Raw genomic sequence first — 20545 nt, forward strand, 5'->3', positions numbered from 1 at the left:
GCATGACAGACGACGCGGATAGCACTTGAGGGAATAAGAGACGCGCTTCAAATGCAGCAAATGCCCCCTACGGCCGCAAAAGCCGCAGCGTCGTATCCAGAGGCTGGGTCAGGAGCAGCTGCCGGGCCTGCTGGCGCAGGGCTTCCTGCTGCTGCTGCTGTTCGGCTTTCTTGAACAGACGCACCTTATAGGGCTGGCCGGCAGCGGGGCGGTGCAGGTTGATAACCGTAGGCCGGCCCCGGGAGCTGCGGATCAGGCGACCCTGCTGGATGCGCTCGACGCGCTTTTTGTTATCGCCAAACAGCACCTGCAATGGATTGAGGCTTACGTACAGGTTGGCGCGCCCATCGAGTTGGTAGTAGCCACTGACTTCGAGGTTGCTCAGGTTGCTGTTCAGGCGCAGACTCGGAATTAGCACCTGTCCATCGTGCAGCAGAAACCGCGTGCTGACGGGCTCAAAAAACAGGTGACTGGTACGCTCCGTTTTCATAAACTTCAGCGCCTCCGTAAATACGTCCACGTTCAGCAGCTCCAGGTTGCGGATATCCGTCTTGAGGTAACCTAAGGTGGTGGCAAATACGGGCAGGAAAGTTGAGTCGAGGTCGGTGTGGAGGTCGGCGGCGCAGCGCAGGGTGCCGCGCACGTTGTGGCCGTCGAGCAGGTTGATGTTCATATCGGTGAGCGTGGTAAACAGCTCCGGCAGGGCAATGTCCTCCAGCTGCGTCTGGACTTGCAGGGGATGGTGGTTCTGCCCAGTATTGGTGAGCATACGTCCGCGCAGCTTCACCCGGCCCTGAAACGCATTCAGGGAGCATTCTTCCAGTACCGCCTCGCCCTCCCGCAGCCGCGACACCAGCCGAAACCGCGTGCCGCGCACCGCCGCGTACTGCACCTGGTCGGCCCGCACGCGCACCACGGCGCTCAGAATACCATTAGAAAGCAGCGACTTGTCGCGGGGAGTGCCGTTGGCAGATGCGGCCGGTCGCTTTCGGTGGCTAGCGCCCTGAGACGACTGGGGGGTATTTTCTTCCTTCGCGTCCAGGCCGGCCAGCATTTGCAGCAGCTGCTGCACATCGAGGGTCGCGTAGCGCAGATCGAGAGTCGCGTTGGCGGCCTGGACGCGGGTGCCTGCCACGCGCACCGTGGCCGTGGCTTTGCCGATGCCGCCCCGGGTAGTGGCGAAGTTGAGGTAAGGCATTTGCAGCGAGCTGCCCGTCTTTTCCAGGCGCAGCCGCAGGTTTCGAATGTTTTCGCCGGCAGAGAGCTGCATAGCATCGATCGTGCAGGTAACGTAGCCGTTGGCAGCCAGCAGCAGCTCGCGCAGGGCCGGACTGGCGGGCTCCTTGGTCGAGCGCTGGGGCGGGCGCGCCGCGTGCCGAATCAGGTTCTGATAGTTGAGCTGACCGTATTTTACCGTCAGCTCGAAACGGATGGGAGCTACCTGCTGGGTCGTGTCGGAGGGCCAGGAAGCCCGGCCGCTCACGTCGGCACCCCACACCTGGGCGCGCATGTTATCGAGCTGCACGCGGCGGCCATCGTGGCGCACGGTCACGGCCAGGCGGTTGATGGTATCGGCGGGCAGCAGCAGCCGGTCGCAGCGCAAGCCCACGTTCAGGCGCAACCCCGGCGGAAACATGCTCATGTCCAGTTGCCCGGACTTAGTCGGTACGGAGGAGGTGGCGCGGGCGGGGCCCGTAGCCACGGGCCGCAGCAGCTCGCGCACGCGGTCCAGGCGCACCTCATCAACGGCAAAGTTGCCGGTAATCTCGGTGGTCGGGTGCCGCTTGGTCAGATAATCCAGCAGATGCGTAGTAGTAGCCGTGGCCCGAAACCGCATGCCATCCAGTACCCCCGTCGCATTGGTGAGGTGCCAGCGGCTGTCCTGCAAACCCACCCGCACGTTTACGCCCGAGAAGTTTGCCCCCCGGTCAAGCAGCACGAAGGAAGCATCGCGCAACGTCACCGCGCCCCGCACCGACAGGCTATCCAAGTAAAGCGGCATATTGCGATCCGACTGCGGCGGCAGTGGCCCGCGCAGCTGAAGATCAAGCTCGGCCGTGCCGCGCCGGGCCCGCAACAACTCCGGGGCCACCACGGTCGCCAGCTCCGGCAGCTCCGTACGCCCGATCAGCTGCCCAGTCAGAAACGGGCGGGTAAAGTCACGAATGGAGAGGGCCACGTCGAGCCACCCCGGCGTGGTGTGAATGCGGCAGTGGTCGAGGGTGAGGGTAGTGGTTTTGGGCGTATGGCCAGGGCCGTTGTCGTAGGTGCCGGCCATATCCCAGCGCTTGATGTGGCGGGTGGTATCGGGCCAGGTAAGCTGGGCGTCGCGCAGCGCAAACCGCAGCACGTTGCGCGGCCGGAAGGTAGGGCCGCTCAGCCCCCGGATGGTATAGCGAATATGGGCTTTGCTGGGGCTGGTAGCGCCTTCTACGACGGGCCGCAAGCTCAGCGGCAGCGCGAGGCGCAGCACATCGGGCAGGGGCTGGGTGCCCGCAAACCGAAAGTCGAGCTCGGTGCCCGCCTGGCCGGGCTTCACGGTATGCGTACCGCTGATCTGTACGGTGTCGCCGTTGAGGGTGGCCCGCGTGTGATGAACGTAGCCCTGACGCCTGCGAAAGTCGTAGCGGTAATTAGCCCAGGCCCGCACCGGCTCACTGGCAAACAGCGGTTCGGAGGTAGAGCCCAGACGTTCAATCCGCCCATCGAGAGTGCCGGCCATGCGCAGCACGCCTCCCCGCACATACGCCCGCAGCCGGGCTTGCCGCACCTGGGCGGCAAACAAGCCATCGGTATAGTCGTTGCGGGTAATGATGCGGAAGTTGTTGATAAGTAACACGTCCAGCTTCAGATTCATCTTCGGCGCTGAGCCCGGCCCCTGCTTGCGCTGGCCCTTGCGCCCCAGGCTCCAGCTGCGCCCCAGCGAATCGACCCGCTCCTGCATGACTACGTCAGTAATAGTGAGCTGCGTGACGTACACCTGCCGCCGCAGCAGTTCGCGCAGTGAAAGCCGCATATCGACCCGCGCGATGCGCAGCACCTGCAAGGGCTGCTGGTGCGCGGAGTCGGTCAGGCTTACGCCCACCAAAGATGCCGTAACATGGGGAAAGTCGCGCCAGGGTGAAATAGTAACTTCAAACGGCGCCAGCACCAGCGCCGAATTCTGCTCGTGTTGCCTGCGTACCCACTGTTCCACGCGCCGCTGCCCAAAGCCGCTGCCCACCAACGCGGCCACCAGCCCCAGCGCAAGTACTATCAGCAAGAATACAACAACCAGTAAGCGCCGAAGCCAACTCCATTTCATAAAGAATGCCGCTCCTGTTGCGACTACACGGCTAGTTACGAATAATGACGGGTTGCTGACTAGTTGAGCTTGTATTGGGTTAAGGAAGGTGGGAGGTAAGATAGATAAGTCTTGCCCAAGATCGACAAATAAGGTGCACAGTAACTTATAAGAACTTCATGTAGATAAGACCGTTATGCAGAGCGGCAGCGAAGCAGCTCACATGCAGTCGTTGTCAAGGTAATTTTCAACCCAACTGTCATCCTGACGAAGGAAAGACCTTATGCCCGATGAACAGCTAGAATAGCAACGCCTCGTGCTGGCAGGAGTAGGTCCTTCGTCAACGCAGGATGAACGATAACTGGAGACAACTGCTTTGGGAAATTACCATTGCAACGTCAGCACGCGAGCTGCTTCGCTGCCGCTCTGCATGACGGTCTTTTTGATTGAGTTAGGGTGGCAACATCCGCACGCGAGTTGATTCAACAGCTTCTAAACGTACTATTCCCGCTTCAACGCCTCCCGAATTCCACTCAGTCCCCCGGCGATATTCTCCATCTGAGTGAGCACCTGGCTGAGTTGGCCGCCGCTGCTGGTGCGCAGGTTGCGGCGAAAGGTGTCTTTGATGGCTTCCCAGCGCTCGGCTTCGGTGGGGGTGAGCCAGCCCAACAGCTCGCGGAGCTTGAGCAAGTTTGCTTCAGTCCCGCTCGTCAGGGTTTGGGCTTCGTTTTCGTAGTGGGTGAGCAGGAGGGTGCGGGTTTCTTCGTCGTTCATCACGGGGCGCACCTTTTCGGCCAGCTTGCTCATGTTGCGGTAAGAGCCTTGCAACTTGAAGGGCGGCTCGGTGCGATACTCGTTGGCCTGGGCGGCGGAGCGAATATATTCCTCGTTCACGCGCGCTACCACGTCGCGGATACGCAGCAGTTTTTGCAGCACGGCCACGTACTCGTTTACTTCTTCCGGCGAGTGGTTGCCAGTGAGGTTGAGCCCGGTGCCGTCGCCGGTCTGGGCCAGACGGATGAGCGGGTGTACGTCGGCCAAATTGCCCCCCAGCCGGCTCAGCACGGCGTTGCTGGTCAGCGCGTTTTCGAGGTAGCTCAGGTGGAACACGTCAGCCGTATCGCCGATGATGTCGCCGAGGTTGTAGATGTCGGCGCGGTTGGCGAGCATGTCGGGGATGCGGAACTGCTCGCCGCTCTCGGTGTAGGGATTGCCGGCCATTACCACGCACACTTTGCGCCCCCGAAAGTCGTAGGTTTTGGCCCGGCCCTGGTACACGCCCTCAATCTTGCGCTGAGCGTCGCAGAGGGAAATAAACTTCTGCAGAAACTCCGGATTGCAGTGCTGAATATCGTCCAGATAAATCATCACGTTGTCGCCCATCTCAAAGGCCAGATTCAGCTTCAATAGCTCCTCCCGCGCCCCGGAATTAGGTGCCTGGGCCGGGTCCACGCTTGTCACGGCGTGTCCGATTGCCGGTCCGTTGATTTTCATAAAAATTAGCCCTAACCGATTGGCTACGTACTCCATGAGCGTAGTTTTGCCGTAGCCGGGCGGCGACACCAGCAGCAGCAGGCCCATCAGATCGGTGCGCTTGCCCTCGCCCGCCGTCCCGATTTGCTTGGCGAGGTTGGCACCAATTAGAGGCAAATACACCTCATCAATCAGCTTGTTGCGCACGAAAGACGAAAGCACACGGGGCCGGAACTCCGACAAGCGCAAGTCGGCGGTGAAACGGGCCAGCAGCTCCTTTTTTAGCTCCAAAAACGCCTCAAACTGCGACACAACCATGTTGGTAAAGTGGCGCAGGCGGCGACGAAATTCAGGAAAGTTCAGTGTATACTTCCGTTCCTGAATGTGCGGGTGACTGCCCTGCAAACCAGTCAGCGTTTCGCGCAGGGGCGTGCGAATAATCTGCTGGGGCGCGTAGCCGCCCGTAGCCAACAATACCGCGCACTCGTCGCGGTACCCATGCAGCCCCGCCGCCGCCTCACCCTGGCGCAGAAACGCGTGGAGCCACTGCCGGATCAGCTCCACCTGCGCGGTCGGCTGTTCCGCCAATCCCGCCACCGATGCAGAGTACGCCTCCGTGGCCCGCCGCTCCTGCAAAGACCGCTGAAACAATTGATATAATTGGGCGGCTTCGTCGGCAATAACGAAGGGATGAGTGATTAGCTTTTGGTTGCTGGTTTTTGGTTTTTGGTCGTTGTCAGCTGTTAGCTTGGTGGTAGGTAAACTGGTAATTGTTAACTGTTCATTGTTAATTGACCTTGTCAGCTCGTGGAATAGATACTCGCCGGCTTCGGTCAGGCTGGGGGGCAAAAATAGGCCGGTAGTCGCGGCAAACTCGGTAATGGCTTGTTGCAGCTCCGCCATCAGGCCCGCGAATTCGCGCGAGTCGGGGAATACTTGCAGCAATACCGCGATGCCCTGCATCTGACGCTGCCAGGTGGCTTTGCGGTCCTGGGGGGCAAATTTCTGCCAAAACAGGGCGGCGGCGGCGCGCACGTCGGTCGGGTAACGCAGTAAATTGGCGGTGCGGGTGAGGCGCACCAGGGCTTCCAGCAACAGAGCCGCGTCGTGGTCGTGCACGCCTTTGAGGTAGCCTTCGGCGTAGCGCGGGGCCATAAACTGCTGCACGTGCGTAGTCAGCTCGGCGGTGGTCAGGTGGGCTAGCTCGGTCAGCGACAGCACAGCCGGAACACCATCATGGGCCGGCGCAGGCTGAGCGGCGGCCTGGAGAATAAGCCAGGCCAGATATTCGCCCCGGTACACTTCCTGATTTTCTGATACCACCGTCTGGTCCCACACGGCGCGGGCCGCGAGGAAAGCGGGCTCGGTTATTTTCTGGAAAAAATTAGTGCCCGTGAGGTGATAATGTAGGTCGCCATCGCGCAGCACCATGGTCAGTTCCAGGGGCTGGGTATTTACGGTGAAGGCGTAGGGGCCGAACTTGAGCGCCTGGCCGCCGTCCACGAATAGCTCGGCGCGGTCTTTCAGCTGGCGCAGCGCGTCTTCTTTCACCGTTTTGAGGCGGCTTTGCAAGTCATCGGCCTTCACCGGGTCGCCGAGGGCCAGCAAATCCCGCACCGTTTGCCGGACTTTCTCCACCATCAGATCAGCCGCGAAATAGCCGTTAATTTCGGCCACCGTCGTCAGTCGGCCTAGGCGGGTTTGCACGGCTTTCAGCACACGCTCCGCCGATTGGAGCAGACTGGAAGCACGTTGGTTGCGCGCTTCCACCAGGCTCACCTTGCGCGACTCGAACGCCTCGTATACTTCCTCGCGCCGGGTGGACAGCTGGGCCAGAAACTCATCGAACTCAGGAAATTTGCCCCCCAGCTCTTCCAATTGCACCTGCAGTTTGGTGCTGTACTCCTCGCACTTAGCCGGCGTGTCGCTCAGGTCCAGGTAGTTGACCAACGCCTGCTCCAGCAGCTTCATTTGTGCCGAGAACTCCGCCTGCGCCTCCGTGCCGGCCAGGGCATGCCGCCGTCGCTTCAGCGCCGCCCGAATCTGGTTGAAGCCGGCGTAAATCGTGGAGATGTTGTCGATGATGCGCGTGGTCTGGGTCGGGTCCTCAATAGTGAGGTTGCTGACCACTTCGATCAGTAATTCCAGCTCCGCCGACACGGCGTTGGCTTCTTTCTCGCGCTCGTTGGCTTCCGTTACCTTCTGAATTTTTTCAATGCCGTCGGCAATGGCCTGCACGCGCACGGCGTAGGGCTGCAAGGCGTCGGGTTGAAGCAGAAAATCAACGGTTTGCCCGGCAACCTGCTTGGTGTTTTGTACTAAATCGGCAGCGTATTTTTCAATGGCCGGCGCATCCGCGTAGCGCAATTCCTTTAGCGAAATAACCTCGCCCCGCACCGTGCGCAATTCGGCCAGCAGGCGCACGTAGTCGTTCACGTCCTGCGCCGACGTGCGCTTGATCCGCCCCATCAGCTCATCCGCTTTCGCGAACACACGCTGCGTCTCAGCACCCGTGCTTTTGCGGATGCTTACTACTTTCTCGAACTCCTCCACCGCCGCGTGGGCCGCCTGCCGAATCGCCTGCAACGGCTCAGGGCCTGGGCCGCTGGTTCGCGCAGCCAGTGATAGGTGTCGGTGAGGGTGGTCGTGAGGCGAATTAAATCCAGGTACAGGCCGGCGTAGCTGTCGTCTTTGCTAAGCAGGGTCAGGATTTCCTGCGCCTCGGCCATGGCCCGTACAATCTCCTTATTGCCAAGCTTATACAGATAAGAATCGGAGGTAACAGGCAGCTGAAAATCGGGTGCGACGTAGGGCGTCTGCCAGATCTGCACGGCGTGGTGTTTCTTGGCTTCGTCGTCGGCGCGGAAGTAGCACAGCTCGCCGTTGGCAAACAGCGCGTAGCCGTGGCAGCTAATCGGATTATTGACGCGTTGCGCAATTAAATTGTACGACAAAAGCAGATACGCGCCGTTGTCTTTGTTGTAAAAAACGTATAGAAAATCCTCGCCATTCGGCGAGGTAATACGCTTCTCAAAGAGCATGTGGCGCAGGCTGTTTTCGAACAGTTTTCCCGCGCCGGTTTGCAGGTAAAATCCATGCGGAAAAATCAGTCCTTGTCCATCAGGAAGCAGCACGCAGGCCTCGGCCAGCGCATCCAGACGCTGAGCCGTTTTTAGCTTTTCGTTGAAGAGAAAATGCCGATAATCCGGCTCCTTATACGGCCGGATTTTAAGCAGAACCAGGTTGCCGACGACGGCGTAATAAATCTCCGAATCGTCGAGGGTTTGGTCTTTATCCGCCACGGGTTCGGAGTAAATTCCCTGGCCAGTTTCGGTGTTGTTTTCAACTTTAATGGTGAGGTCACCGTGGATGGTTTCCACAAAAACCTTGTCCTCGATGCTGATATGCGGGTATTTGCCAGCCCGCTGCATATCGCGGGTGGCGCGCTTCCAGGTAAACTCGTGCTGAGCCGGAAACGTGTACTCGTGGTCCGAGCGGTTGTCCAGATACGTTAGCGTATCACCCTGCAACAGCCACTTAAATGTCTTGATGTCGCTGGCGCTTTTGCCCACCCGAAACACCATAAACAAATGCGCCCCCAGCACCGCGAACTTCACGAACTGGGTGTTCTTATAATAGCGGTATAAGTTGCGAAATTCCTCCACGAACTGGGGTGCCGAAATCAGCTCCAACCCCAGCGACCAAAACTCGTGATTCGTGTAGTCATACACTCCAAAAACATCGGCTACTTCCGGCTCCGCTTTCAGCCCGATCAGCACGTTGTAGCCAAACAAAAAATTGCCCCCCACGGGTACCATATCCCACGGCACACAGTTGTTCTCGGTGGTGATACGACCGGTGCCGATCAGCTTGGTATCGATTGCACCAAATACGGCTTTGCGCTCAGCATTGAGCTTTTCTAACCGCAGGCGTAGGTCGCTGCCGCTGGTGGTCAGGCGGTTGCGCAGAATTTCGTAGGTGCCGGTTTCGAGTTGTTCCATACGATGGACCTCACCCCCCAACCCACGCCGCTTGATGCGCGGAATTCATCTGAGGAGGGGAGCTAGTTTTTAGCATTCTGGTTGTTAGAACTAGTTCCCCTCTCTTTGGGAGAGGGGGCTAGGGGGTGAGGCAATCGTTGAAAGCTACTTCAAATCAATCGTGTGCACCTGCCTATCCGCAATGCCCAGCGCCTTGGCTGTACCGGCTAGCTGCGTAAGCATATCCCGAGTTGGCTGGTTGACGGCCTTGTTCATCAATTGGAGTAGCAAGGCCGACACGCTGAGGTTTTTTACGTCCTCCGATTTCAGGCCGAACTGGGAGATAAACCGGTGCAGATTCGCCTTGAAATCACCGTTGCCATCGACGTGAAAAAACGCGTCTTTTACCGTGCCCAGCACTTCGCTGTTGTGTACGGTACGGTCTACCATTTTGCCTTTGGTGATGGAGCCGATAATCTGGTCGAAGAACATGGTTTCGCCGCCCACAATGTCGATTTTGGCTGACTTGAGGGCCTCCGAAATAACGCCGGCCTGAGCGCTGGCAATGTCTTTTTGAATACTGATCTGGGCCAGCTCAATCGACTTGTCTTTGTCGAGACGGAGCTTGAATTCTTCGTGGTCTTTGCCCACGCCATCGAGCTTTTTCATGGCGTCGGCTTTGGCCTCGATGCCTTTGGCTTCTACGGCGTATTTGGCCTCGTCCACGCTGGCTTCGGCTAAGCCTTTCTTCTGCTCGGCGTCGGCGCGGGCCTCAATGATGCTGACTTCGGCCAAGCCTTTTTCGCGCTCCACTTTGGCGGCCACGAAACCTAGCTTTTCGTCGGCGTCTGCTTGGGCAATTGACTTCACCTGGATGGCGGCAGCCTCGGCCGTGGCTTGCAGTTGCAGCACGTTGGCTTCGCTTTCGCCTTCCTTCTGGCGGGCGGTGGCTTTGGCCTGCATTACCTGCGCTTCGGCCAGACCGACGGCGGTAGCTTTGCTGGCTTCGGCTTCGGCCATAACTCGGATGGCTTGGGCACGGTGGTCGGCGGACGACTTCTCGGCTTCGGCGTCGATGAGCAGCTGCTTGGCGCGGAACTCGGCGGCGTTTTTATCGGCTTCGGCGCCGCGGGTGAGCAATACGCCGGCTTCCTGGGCATCCTGCTCGGCCTTCGTGATGGCCACTTTCATCTGGCGATTAGCTTCGGCGAAGGCGCGGGTGTCTTTGATACGCTCCTCCTCCTCTACGGTCGCTTTCTCCACCGTAATCCGCTCGCGGATAATGCCTTGGATGTTCTTGCGCTCTTCTTCCAGGGCTTTTTCCTTCTCGATTTGAGCCAGGGCTACGATGCGCTCCCGCTCGTTTACTTCCAGGGCACGGGCCTGTTCTACGCGCTCCGTTTCAATAGCGTCGGTACGCTGCTTATTACGCTCGGCCACCAGAATCTGCCGGTCGCGGTTCTGCTCCGAAATCTTGATTTCTTCGTCAGCGATGATGCGGGCTTTCTCACCTTTCAGGCGCTCTTCGTGGCGCACTTTTTCGGTTTCGGCGTATTCCCGCGCCTTGATGTTGGCAATTTCGCGGCGCTGTTTTTCTTCATTTTCAGCCAACTGCTTTTCAAGCTGTAATATGGTTTCCTGGGCTTCCACATCCTGCTTCTTGATCGTTTTTTGCATATCACGCTCAATGAGGTTGGCCTGGATTTTCTGCTCCGAAGTCAGCGCGATAATTTTCTTGATGCCTTCCGCGTCCAGAATGTTATCCTGATTGAGCGAGGAGAGCGGAGTTTGCTCCAGGTAATCAATGGCGCAGTCGTCGAGCACGTAGCCGTTGAGGTCGGTGCCGATGATGCGCAGAATCTCTTGTTTGAACTGCTCGCGGGAGTTATACAGCTCAATAAAATCGAACTGCTTGCCCACGGTTTTCAGCGCTTCCGAAAACTTGGCGTCAAACAAATTTTCCAGAGCGGCAGGGTCAGAGGCGCGGCGCGTGCCGATGCTCTGGGCTACCTGCACCACGTCGTCCTGGGTCTTATTGACGCGCACGAAAAAGTTGACTTTTACATCGGCCCGCAGATTGTCCTTGCAGACCAGCCCTTCGGCCCCGGCGCGGGAAATAATAATGGTCTTGAGGGTGATGTCCATCACCTCCAGCTTGTGGAGAATGGGCACGATAAAGATGCCCGAAAACGACACCCGCGTGTCGCCTAAGCCGGTGCGTACAAGGGCTTCGCCCTGCACGGCTTTCTGGTACATTTTGGCGATAACAGCCAAGAGTCCCAGCAACATAAAGCCGAGAATTAGAAGCACGGCCCAAGAAAGGGAAGCAGCCATGAAAGTAGGGAATAGAAGTAGGAAATAAGAGAAAATCTGGTTTGTCGAAAGAGGAAAAAACAGCTGATTTTCAGCTTATGTAGGAGCAACCTGAACGGGCTGTCAGCCGACCTGAATACAAGGATTCAGCTGGCGCAACGCGGCAATAAATTCCTGCTTATCGCGGGGCGAAATCATCAGCTCGTCGTACTTGTTGTAGCTGATTCTGAGACGGTCCAGGGAAGGCGCGGGCGAGCTAAGCGGGTTGTGGGTTTCGACGATGCGGGTGATGCTCTGAGTCGGAATTTTCCAACGCAGGAAGCTGCATTGTACCACCACTTGCTCCGGCGTAACCGTGTAGGTAGTGCTGAATAACATATGCAAAACAAAAGCCAGCGCCAGGAGCGAAAAAAAGCCCCCCAGCAGCGAAGCTCGTCCCTGCAAAACTATGCTGCTGCCTACCAGCACCAGGATTGGCGCAAAAATCCACCAGCTTATTTTGGCTTTAAACACGCGATTCATCGTCGTAAAAAGGGAAGGAGTGTGGTGACTTATTACGCTTCGTAAGGCTCGATTAAATACACCCGACGCTGAGCATCGAAGTCGATAACCAGGGCTGTGTCGCCCTTGCGCAGCTCGGCGGCGGTGGAGGCCGCTTTTACATTAAGCATAAGTGGTGCTCCATCAATGCGGACGGCGGCCTGACCCAGCTTTTCGGCCGTGGCCGGCAGCAGCACCGTGCAGACTTTGCCGATAACTACTGCGCCGGCACTGTGGTCTTTTTCCAGCATAGCAAATAGCTTGACGAAGGGTAAGGTCAGGAATTTGGCTAGGAACAGACTACCAATAAATAAGGGCAGCAGGAATACCAAACCAAGCAAAAATGATGTGTTACCTGTGTGGAAATTAACCAGGATGCTGCCCACCCACAGCGGCAGCGCCATGAAACTCAGAAACATCATGAGTGGAATGCGGCCTAGGTTGAAGAAAGCCAGGACTCCGTTGAGCCAGTCAGCGCTCAGGCCATCGGCGTCGCCTTCTACCTCAATATCTAGGTCTAACGAGCTGATATCTAGAAGTCCGACGATGACCGTGATCCAGTACAGCAGCACGAACACCAGCAAGGCCGTGGGGGGCAAATTGGGTGGTGAAACAGCGGCTTGAAGAAGTTCGAACATGAACGTAAGCTGGGCAGCTTAAAGGTAGAGGTAGTGAAATAGCCTAGACGGTCTGGAGGATTTAAAATTGTGCTGATCGAAGTTGCCTCACTTCTTCTTCCAATTCCTCCGTCCGAGTCTTTAGTCGCCTTGCGTATCGGCCGTAAGTCAGGAGGCCCAGGGCAAAGCCGAAAGTCATTACAGCAGAAGTATTTAGTACATGCGTGATATGCAGACCTGCACCAATGACTATCACCAATACTGATAAATAATAGAGCGTTTTTTCTTGCTTATTCATAAGTGAGGCCCGTAACCACGTGATTATTTCGCTTCGTTGGTCAGGCCCAGTTTGGCCTTCAGTGCCTGCAATTCTTCGGCTGCTTTGCCTGCATTGGCGGTGCCCAGGGCTTTATTAATCTCCTGGTCGATGCTCTTGCTTTCGTTGGCAATTTCGCCGTAGGATTCGGCCAGTGCTTCTTCCACGGCAATCTTTTCTTTCATGCGCTCCAGCAAGGTTACCGTGCCAGAGGAGTCGAGCTGGGCGAGCTGCTTGTTGATGTTTTTGGTGGCGGCGCTCACCGTGGCGCGGGCTTTCAGGGTTTTCAGCTCATTTTCCCACTGGCTGATGGTTTGCTTGAGCGTCTGCACGTTCTGGTCCATCTGCGCGGCCGACTTCTCGAACTGGGCTTGGTTCTGGGCCGATAAGGCAGCCTGAGCTTCGTTTTCGGACTTTTTGAGCAGGGCTTCGCTGGCCAGGCGGTCGGCCTCGCTGGGGGGTAAATCACCTTTGTGGGCGCGCTGAAGCAGTAATACGGCTTTGTTTTCGTAGTCCAGGGCTTTGGCGCGGAAGCTTTCGCCCTCGTTGCGGGCCCGGATCACCATGGCTTTCACCTCGGCCAGGCCGTGCAGACTTTTATCAAGGTCCTGGCGCAGGTCGCGTAGGCCCTGCTCGGTCAGGTTGATGGGGTTTTCGAGTTGATTGACGGCGGCGTGCGCTTCGGATTGGCCAATTTTGAAAAGGCGGTTCAGGATATTCATCGTGGTAAAGGTTAGACGGTGACGGGTTTAGAAAACTGAATCAATTCGTCGGCGAACTCACTGAGCAGCAGCCCCAGCGAGTTGACCACAGCTTCCAGCTCAACCAGATCCAGCGTTTCGATTTGGAGAGTATCGCGGAAGATGAGGCGGTGACCGGTTTCGTCGAGGGCAAAGGCACCATGAATGATGTCGCGGTTTTTCTGCAATAGGCGCTGGTACACTTCCAGCGAAGGCGCGGGCAGCTCCAGCAGGTATTGTTCCAGAATCAGGAGGGGGTCACCGCAGCCAATAACCAGGTTTTTGATGCCCAGCTCGGGTTTGTCCACCACAAAAATTCCATCCTGCTCCTCGGCGTGGCAGATGTCGAAGCCCAGCTCCAACAGAAAATCCTTAATCTTAAAAAAGTAGTGGTTGGTCATGGCAGGAAGGAAGCTGAGGGGCAAAAACATAAAAGCGGAAGGTAAGCAGGTTGATCGGAGTTCGAGCAAGCATATATCCGATTACTGGCTGGCTCAAAAAAATAGAACCCTCGCGAAGCTGGTTGTCGTTATTGTGGTAAATTTACGATACAACTTTACTCAAAGTTTTAGACATGCTCAAAATTTGAGCTATAAATATTTTTCCACATGTCGCACGTTGGCAAGAACATTCGCAAGCTCAGAACCGTCAAAAAACTTAGTCAGGCTGCTTTCGCGGAACTATTTGGGCTGGCGCGCCCTAGTGTCGGGGCATATGAAGAAGGCAGGTCGGAGCCAAAAATGGAGACGCTGATTCAGATTGCTCAGCATTTTGGCTTATCAGTTGACCTGCTACTTACAAAAGAGCTCACCGTAAATGAGCTGTATAACTTCGACATTTTTAAGGATAAGCTGCAATCGGCCGCGCCGCCCGCGCCGCTGGCCGAAGCTGACCGGCAGCAGAACATGACGCCCTTGGTGCATAGCAATCGGGCGCTGGAGTACATTGTCCACCACCACGATCCGGCGTTCATCGATGCGCTGCCCTGGCTGCAGTTGCCGCACAGCCTGAGTGGGCCTACCAGGGCATTTGAGATAACCGGGGCCGATATGCAGCTGCCGCAGCAAGGCCTGCGCCACCAGGATATTGTGCTCTGCTGCCGCGTCGATAAGGCCCGGCCTCATCTGCATGCGGGCCATATCTACGTTTTCGTAACGCAGAGTAAAGTGCTGGTGCGCCGCCTCGCTGGCCGGCCGGCGGGGGGCAATCTGCTCAAGCTGCGCGCCGATAACCCCGATTATGGAAGTCAGGATTTTGAGCTGACTCAGGCCCTGGAAATCTGGGAAGTGAAAGGGGTATTTACCACGCATCTGCGGCCCCCGGCCCTCCTGGACGAGCGCGTGTTAACGCTGGAGCGGAAGGTGGACGAGCTGATGGAGAAGCTTAAATAGGAATGTGCCCTATAGTAACCTTTGGTTAGCGCGGCTTTTGTCCCCGCACTCCGCCGCTACTCATTCAGGTAGTATTCAGTCCAAGTAGGCAGCTGACTCGTATGGTAATAACATAGGTGAGCCCTGGACCCCACTGTTTGGTACGCCTGCCTGTTTTATTCATTCTTAAAATCCCATAACATGGTCAAAGTAGGACTATTGGTGCGGCTGGAAGCCAAGCCCGGAAAAGAACAAGCAGTAGCCGATTTTCTGTGCGGCGGCCTGCCGCTGGTGCAGGAAGAGCCGGAAACCATCAACTGGTACGGTATTCAGATGGGGCCTTCCACGTTTGGCATCTTCGATACCTTCCCTGATGATGCTGGCCGCAAAGCCCACCTCGGCGGTAAGGTAGCCGCCGCCCTCATGGCTAATGCCGGCGAGCTGCTGTCAGCTGCTCCCACCATCGAAATGATTGATATTCTTGCTTCTAAGTAGGAATTGAGGCTAAGGTGAGCCTGAAAAAGCCCCCCAGATGCGTGATTGGCGCTTCTGGCGGGCTTTTTTGGGTTGAGGATGCGGGCGCGCGTCTACCCCGTTACACCGTCTCCTGGCCTTCCGCTGCCAACTCGCGCAACACCTCGCGCAAGCCTACGGGCTCTTGTATAAGTCGGCTTACGTGCTGCACGTACTCAGCCTCAGCGCGCAGGTAGCGCTTGAGCTGGCGCAGTTCGGCTTCCTGCTTTTTACCCGAACCGCTGAGCACGTTGGAGGGGCCATATTTCAACTCATTCAACTGCTGCTTTAGCTCAATCTGCTGTTGCTGAAGGGCCTGGGTGTAGCGGGTGAGGACGTCATCATCAGCGTGGTCGGTGGGGGCCGATTCGGACAGCAGCTGGAGCAGGGTGTAAAGGTCGTTGGCCTCGTAGGCTTCGGTGATGCGCTGCATGAGCGCGGTTTTATGCTGCTGGGCGTCGGGGTTGCGCTCTAGGTCGGGGTGGTGGGTGCGGGCCAACTGGCGGTAGAGGGTTTTGGTGTTGGATAATAATTGTTGCTCCTCTTCGCGGGCTGCTTTTTCGGCGACTTCCCGCGCCTTCTGGGCCTTGGTTTTGCGCCGAGCGCGGGCCTGCTCCGCCGCTTGCTCGTGCGGGGGCAGCGAGGAGTCAAAGCTGGCGTTGGCTTCTGCTGCGTCTGAAGTACCGCTTCGCGCCTGGGCTGAACGGCGCTGGGGGGCATATTTGAGCAACATATCCGAGGCGTCTTCCCCAAACCGCTCCTGCAAAGCGCGAGCATTCCCAACGATTACTCCCGTTATCTGCTCTTCCTCGGCCCGACTGAAAAAGTGCAGTAACAGAGCATTTTCCAACGGCGCGAACAGCGTCTGCCGCGCCTCCACTACGGCCCGCGCTGCTGGCCCCACCTGCTGCCAATAGCGTCGGCGAGCGTCGGCCTGCTCGGCCTGCAAGTCGCGCAGGCGCTGGCGCAACCCTTCCACCTGCTGCACTGCCTCCCGAAATGCCTGTTGGGCGGGGTTAATAGCCGCATTTGTAGTCGGAATTGGTAAGGAATTCGCGGCTGGAAGGTCGGAAGTAGGATTGTGTGCCATGGGCCGGCAAAGGTAAGCGTAACCCCAGGCTCCGGCTTGGGAAATCGTTGCTATCCTGCGAGTCGCGCTACTGACGTTCAATGACGCACCAAGCGGGAGCTTAGCTGCGCTGTCCTTCGGTTGGCGTTATATCACTCCACACTTCATACGCCACCCGGAACGTGTTGCAGTGCGCGTCCACGATGTCGGCGAGGCGCTCGGAGTAGCCGCCGCCCATGCTCACGGCCACGGGCAGGTGGTGGTCCTGGCACAGTCCCAGGACGAACTCATCCCGCAGCCGGCAGCCGATCTGGGTCAGGGCCAGCTTGCCTAGCTTATCGGTCGCCAGCACATCCACCCCCGCCTGAAAAAAGACAAAATCCGGCTGAATATCAGCTACCAAGCCCGGTAAAATAGCCCTGAGCCGCTCCAGATATTCCGCGTCGCCGGTGCCCAGCGCCAGTTCCACGTCCAGGTCCGATTTCTCTTTGCGCAGTGGATAATTGGCCCCCGCGTGCATGGAAAAGGTGAACACGCGTGGCTCCTGCTGAAAAATGCTGGCCGTGCCGTCGCCCTGATGCACGTCTAGGTCCACGACCAGCACCTGCCGGGCCAGGCCGTGGTGGAGCAGGTGGGCGGCGGCAATGGCCATGTCATTGAGCACGCAAAAACCCTCGCCTCGGTCGGCAAAGGCGTGGTGGGTGCCGCCGGCCAGGTTCAGCGCCACGCCATCTTTTAGTGCTTTTAGCGCCGACTGCAAGGTGCCGGCGCTGCTACTCAAAGAGCGGCGCACCAGCTGCTCGCTCTGCGGCAAACCCAGCCGGCGCACCTCGGCGGGAGCGAGGCGCTGGTCGCGCACCTTATGCCAGTACTCGGCCGTGTGCACGCGCAAAATATCCTCCTCAGCGCACAGGCCGGGGTCATAGAAGTCGGTCTGGGGGGCAATTCCCTGCCACAGCAGCTGCTCCCGAATCAGGGCGTACTTGGCAATGGGAAACCGATGGCCGGGGGGCAAATCCAGGGTGTAGCGGTCGGAGGTGGCGAGGCAGGGCATGAGCGGGCGTTCTTAAAGTCGGGTTCCTGCAGAGGTACGTAGAGGCAGGCTGCGGAGGTACGCAGTGTGCTGACGGCTGCAATCACTATCCTCCGCGAACCTCTGCGCCCAGCCTCTGCGTACCTCTACGGAAACCCACCGTCTGAACACCATGCCTACCAAAAAGCTTCGCAGTAACGACCTGCGCAAAATCGGCTACCCCGAAGGCCGCGTCATTGGCCTGGCCCTGGATGCGCTGGCCGATAAGCAGCTCAAAACCCTTGACAAAGGCAGCGTCCTGGCTTTGTTGCAACAAATAAAAGCCGACCCCTACGCCTTCCTGCGCGACCCGCTCTGGCGCGAGGTAGCCCAGGAACTCGTGCCCCAGCCCAGCCGCGAGGTCGGCCTCAATCCCGACATCAAAGACTACCGCCGCTACGGCGAGCAGTTTATCGAAGATGGGGCCCGCCGCCAGATGGACACGGCCATGCAGCTGCCCGTCACCATCGACGGGGCCCTCATGCCCGATGCCCACCAGGGCTACGGTCTGCCCATCGGCGGCGTACTGGCCGTGAATAACGCGGTAATTCCCTACGGCGTGGGCATGGACATCGGCTGCCGGATGGCACTGTCTGTCTTTGAGTTGCCGGCCAGCTACCTGAATAAGCATAGCCAGGAGTTGCGCAAGCTGCTGTTGGAGCACACCAAGTTTGGCAACAAGGAGGTGTTTAAGAAACCCTATACCGACGACCCCATTTTCGAGCGGCCGGAGTTTCGCGAAATCGGCGTGGTGCGGCACAAGCGCGACTCGGCTTTGGCTCAGATCGGGAGCTCGGGCTCGGGCAACCACTTCGTGGAGTTTGGCTTGGTAGATATTACTGACCCAAACAATGAATTGGGCGTGCCAGTGGGACAGTATGTGGGCCTATTATCGCATAGCGGCTCGCGGGGGCTGGGAGCGGCCGTGGCCCAGCACTTCACCAAAGTAGCCATGGAAAAATGCCCCCTGCCGCCCCAGGCGCGGCATCTGGCCTGGCTGTCGTTGGATTCGCAGGAAGGGCAGGAGTACTGGCGTGCCATGAACCTGGCCGGCGACTACGCCTCGGCCTGCCACCACGATATTCACCGTCGCCTCAGCAAAGCTTTGGGCAATGCCGCCTTAGCCCAGGTGGAAAACCATCACAACTTTGCCTGGAAGGAAACCCTGCCGGATGGTCGCGAGGCCATTGTGCACCGTAAGGGCGCTACGCCGGCTGGCAAAGGCGTGCTCGGCGTGATTCCCGGCTCGATGACGGCCCCCGGCTTTATTGTGCGCGGCCGTGGGGAGCGGGACTCGCTGCAATCGGCCGCGCACGGTGCCGGGCGGCGCCTGAGCCGCACCCAGGCCAAAGCCCAAATAGCAGAGGGCGACATGCGCCGCCAACTGCGCGACCACGGCGTAGAGCTCATCGGCGGCGGCCTCGACGAAGCGCCCGCCGCCTACAAGGATATTCATCAGGTAATGGCCCATCAGCGTGATTTAGTAGACGTGCTGGGTACTTTCACGCCTAAAGTGGTGCGTATGGACGCGGGTGGAAGCAGAGGAAAAGGGCGAGGGGAGTAGATGGGGGGGCTTCTTACAGAATTTTTGTTGGTTATGCTGAGCCTGTCGAAGTATTTCTACCGATCAATAACCTCAACGAAGCGGTAGAGATGCTTCGGCAAGCTCAGCATGACCCGTAGTACTAAGGAGCATTTAAGGTTCTTATCTATCTGTTTTAATCGGCGCCACGCTTTTGTTTAGACAGCAAGGCACGAATCCATTGTCTTGATTTCTGATCTTCTTGCTCAATAAGATCGACGTGATACTTAGCTAAAATGGCGCTGTCCATGACTTGATTATAACACGTCCAACTTTCGACCTTTCCATCATAGACGATGCAACCTTCTTGGCGAATCAACATACCATACTTTTTCTCTAGTGTATCCGCATAGACTGGTACTGCAATTCCCCAAAAGTAATAGCCAATAATTCCTTCTTTGGTATCTGCTTTAGCTCGGGCTATACCTTCGTAGCAGGTACTTTCTTCCTGAGTGGCAGATACTTTAGTATCTGCAATTTCGCTGGCAATTAGGAGCTTAGTGGCAGTAGTATCGATAATAGCTTGGCTGCTCGTAGCAGTGCCTTGATGCTGATCACTACAGGACAGCATAAAGCCTGCGCTCAAAAGCAATACTGTAAACTTGGCAATCAGCATAAGAGAAGATATGTAATACAAGGTAAAACTATCTAGCATCTATCAGCTTCTCGGTAGCAACCCCCACCCCAAAAAACGAGTACGGCTAAACTTCGCTTCGTGCAGCTAGCCTTGTGCTACAGCACACTTAATAGATTTTACTGCACCTACTATTATGCCTTCATCTTCTACAAAACGCTTACACAAGCAAGTAGCGCTGGTTACGGGAGCCAGCTCGGGCATTGGAACGGGAGTAGCTGTAGCCTTGGCTGAAGCGGGCGCAACTGTGGTGGTCAACTACCATAGTGATGCCGAAGAGGCTGAGCAGGTAGTGGCGCACATAAAAGAAAAGGGCGGAAGGGCCATTACCATCAAAGCCGACGTGAGCAAGGAAGACCAGGTGCAGCAAATGTTTCGGCAGACGATTGAGCAGTTTGGGACCCTCCATATTCTGATAGCCAACTCTGGTATTCAGCAGGATGCGCCGCTGGTAGACATGACGCTGGAGCAGTGGCAACAGGTAATTGACGTGAACCTGACCGGCCAGTTTTTGTGCGCCCGTGAGGCGGCGCGGGAGTTTATCAAGCGCGGCGTGCAGCCGGATATATCCAGGGCTGCCGGCAAGATAATCTGCATGAGCTCGGTACACGAAACTATTCCGTGGGCGGGCCACGCCAACTACGCCGCCTCGAAAGGGGGCCTGATGCTGCTCATGAAAAGCATGGCCCAGGAGTTGGCGCCGCACAAAATCCGGGTGAACAGCATCGCGCCGGGCGCCATCAAAACCCCTATTAATAACGAAGCCTGGGAAACGCCCGAAGCGGCCCGTAAGCTGCTGGAACTCATTCCCTACGGCCGGATTGGGGAGGTGGAGGATATCGGGCGGGCCGCTGCCTGGCTGGCTTCCGACGAGTCTGATTATGTCCACGGCACTACCTTGTACGTAGATGGTGGCATGACTTTGTATCCGGGCTTCGCCGACAACGGCTGATGTTTTGCTTATTAACGAATGAAGAATTGGGGAGTTAGTCGTCCTCTCCAATTCTTGATTCCGCCAAGCGTTACCCCTCATTCTTCATCAA

Annotated in this window: 15 protein-coding genes; 4 read left to right on the forward strand and 11 right to left on the reverse strand. The window is 57.5% G+C overall.

Features of this window, described 5'->3' with window-relative positions; genetic code table 11:
* Positions 1 to 67: 67 nt before the first annotated feature.
* The 8 genes from B9A24_RS15110 to B9A24_RS15140 form a co-directional block, all read right to left on the reverse strand.
* Entirely contained in the window at positions 68 to 3262 is a 3195-nt protein-coding gene (locus B9A24_RS15110) for an AsmA family protein (protein ID WP_159452066.1), read from the reverse strand.
* A 522-nt stretch (positions 3263 to 3784) separates the two neighbouring features.
* Positions 3785 to 7342: a DUF7902 domain-containing protein gene (locus tag B9A24_RS15115; protein ID WP_234997324.1), complete on the reverse strand. Its 3558-nt coding sequence runs from the start codon at positions 7340 to 7342 to the stop codon at positions 3785 to 3787.
* Complete coding sequence (locus tag B9A24_RS22705; protein WP_143434962.1) at positions 7288 to 8757, reverse strand: DNA repair ATPase; 1470 nt, start codon at positions 8755 to 8757, stop codon at positions 7288 to 7290. The genes B9A24_RS15115 and B9A24_RS22705 overlap by 55 nt, the downstream gene beginning before the upstream one ends.
* Positions 8758 to 8901: 144 nt before the next feature.
* Positions 8902 to 11070 (reverse strand): flotillin family protein, encoded by a 2169-nt coding sequence (locus B9A24_RS15120; protein WP_084446861.1) that lies wholly within the window; start codon positions 11068 to 11070, stop codon positions 8902 to 8904.
* A 102-nt stretch (positions 11071 to 11172) separates the two neighbouring features.
* The gene (locus tag B9A24_RS15125) at positions 11173 to 11571 is read right to left on the reverse strand and encodes a PH domain-containing protein (RefSeq protein ID WP_084446862.1); all 399 of its coding nucleotides are present in this window, start codon (positions 11569 to 11571) and stop codon (positions 11173 to 11175) included.
* A gap of 32 nt (positions 11572 to 11603) precedes the next feature.
* Positions 11604 to 12227: an OB-fold-containig protein gene (locus B9A24_RS15130; protein ID WP_084446863.1), complete on the reverse strand. Its 624-nt coding sequence runs from the start codon at positions 12225 to 12227 to the stop codon at positions 11604 to 11606.
* 300 nt (positions 12228 to 12527) lie between these two features.
* The gene (locus tag B9A24_RS15135; protein ID WP_084446864.1) at positions 12528 to 13244 is read right to left on the reverse strand and encodes a PspA/IM30 family protein; all 717 of its coding nucleotides are present in this window, start codon (positions 13242 to 13244) and stop codon (positions 12528 to 12530) included.
* An 11-nt stretch (positions 13245 to 13255) separates the two neighbouring features.
* Positions 13256 to 13693, reverse strand: a complete 438-nt coding sequence (locus tag B9A24_RS15140) for a YbjN domain-containing protein (protein WP_234997326.1) — start codon at positions 13691 to 13693, stop codon at positions 13256 to 13258.
* 177 nt (positions 13694 to 13870) lie between these two features.
* Between B9A24_RS15140 and B9A24_RS15145 the strand changes: the two genes are divergently transcribed.
* The gene (locus tag B9A24_RS15145) at positions 13871 to 14653 is read left to right on the forward strand and encodes an XRE family transcriptional regulator (RefSeq protein WP_084446865.1); all 783 of its coding nucleotides are present in this window, start codon (positions 13871 to 13873) and stop codon (positions 14651 to 14653) included.
* 180 nt (positions 14654 to 14833) lie between these two features.
* Positions 14834 to 15127, forward strand: coding sequence for a putative quinol monooxygenase (locus B9A24_RS15150; protein WP_084446866.1), 294 nt, complete (start codon positions 14834 to 14836; stop codon positions 15125 to 15127).
* A gap of 100 nt (positions 15128 to 15227) precedes the next feature.
* Here the strand turns inward: B9A24_RS15150 and B9A24_RS15155 are convergent, their stop codons facing one another.
* Positions 15228 to 16235, reverse strand: a complete 1008-nt coding sequence (locus B9A24_RS15155; protein ID WP_143434963.1) for a J domain-containing protein — start codon at positions 16233 to 16235, stop codon at positions 15228 to 15230.
* A 100-nt stretch (positions 16236 to 16335) separates the two neighbouring features.
* Positions 16336 to 17268, reverse strand: a complete 933-nt coding sequence (locus B9A24_RS15160) for a histone deacetylase family protein (RefSeq protein WP_084446868.1) — start codon at positions 17266 to 17268, stop codon at positions 16336 to 16338.
* Between the two features lie 151 nt (positions 17269 to 17419).
* Here B9A24_RS15160 and B9A24_RS15165 point away from each other — a divergent pair, with 151 nt between their 5' ends.
* Entirely contained in the window at positions 17420 to 18850 is a 1431-nt protein-coding gene (locus B9A24_RS15165) for an RtcB family protein (RefSeq protein WP_084446869.1), read from the forward strand.
* A 154-nt stretch (positions 18851 to 19004) separates the two neighbouring features.
* Here B9A24_RS15165 and B9A24_RS15170 read toward each other — a convergent pair whose 3' ends face one another.
* Positions 19005 to 19484: a hypothetical protein gene (locus tag B9A24_RS15170; RefSeq protein WP_084446870.1), complete on the reverse strand. Its 480-nt coding sequence runs from the start codon at positions 19482 to 19484 to the stop codon at positions 19005 to 19007.
* 154 nt (positions 19485 to 19638) lie between these two features.
* On the opposite strand from B9A24_RS15170, the gene B9A24_RS15175 reads away from it, so the two are divergent.
* Positions 19639 to 20454 (forward strand): SDR family oxidoreductase, encoded by an 816-nt coding sequence (locus tag B9A24_RS15175; protein WP_084446871.1) that lies wholly within the window; start codon positions 19639 to 19641, stop codon positions 20452 to 20454.
* The last annotated feature ends 91 nt before the right edge of the window (positions 20455 to 20545 follow it).

Source organism: Hymenobacter roseosalivarius DSM 11622 (assembly GCF_900176135.1).
In the GTDB taxonomy this organism is placed as follows: domain Bacteria; phylum Bacteroidota; class Bacteroidia; order Cytophagales; family Hymenobacteraceae; genus Hymenobacter; species Hymenobacter roseosalivarius.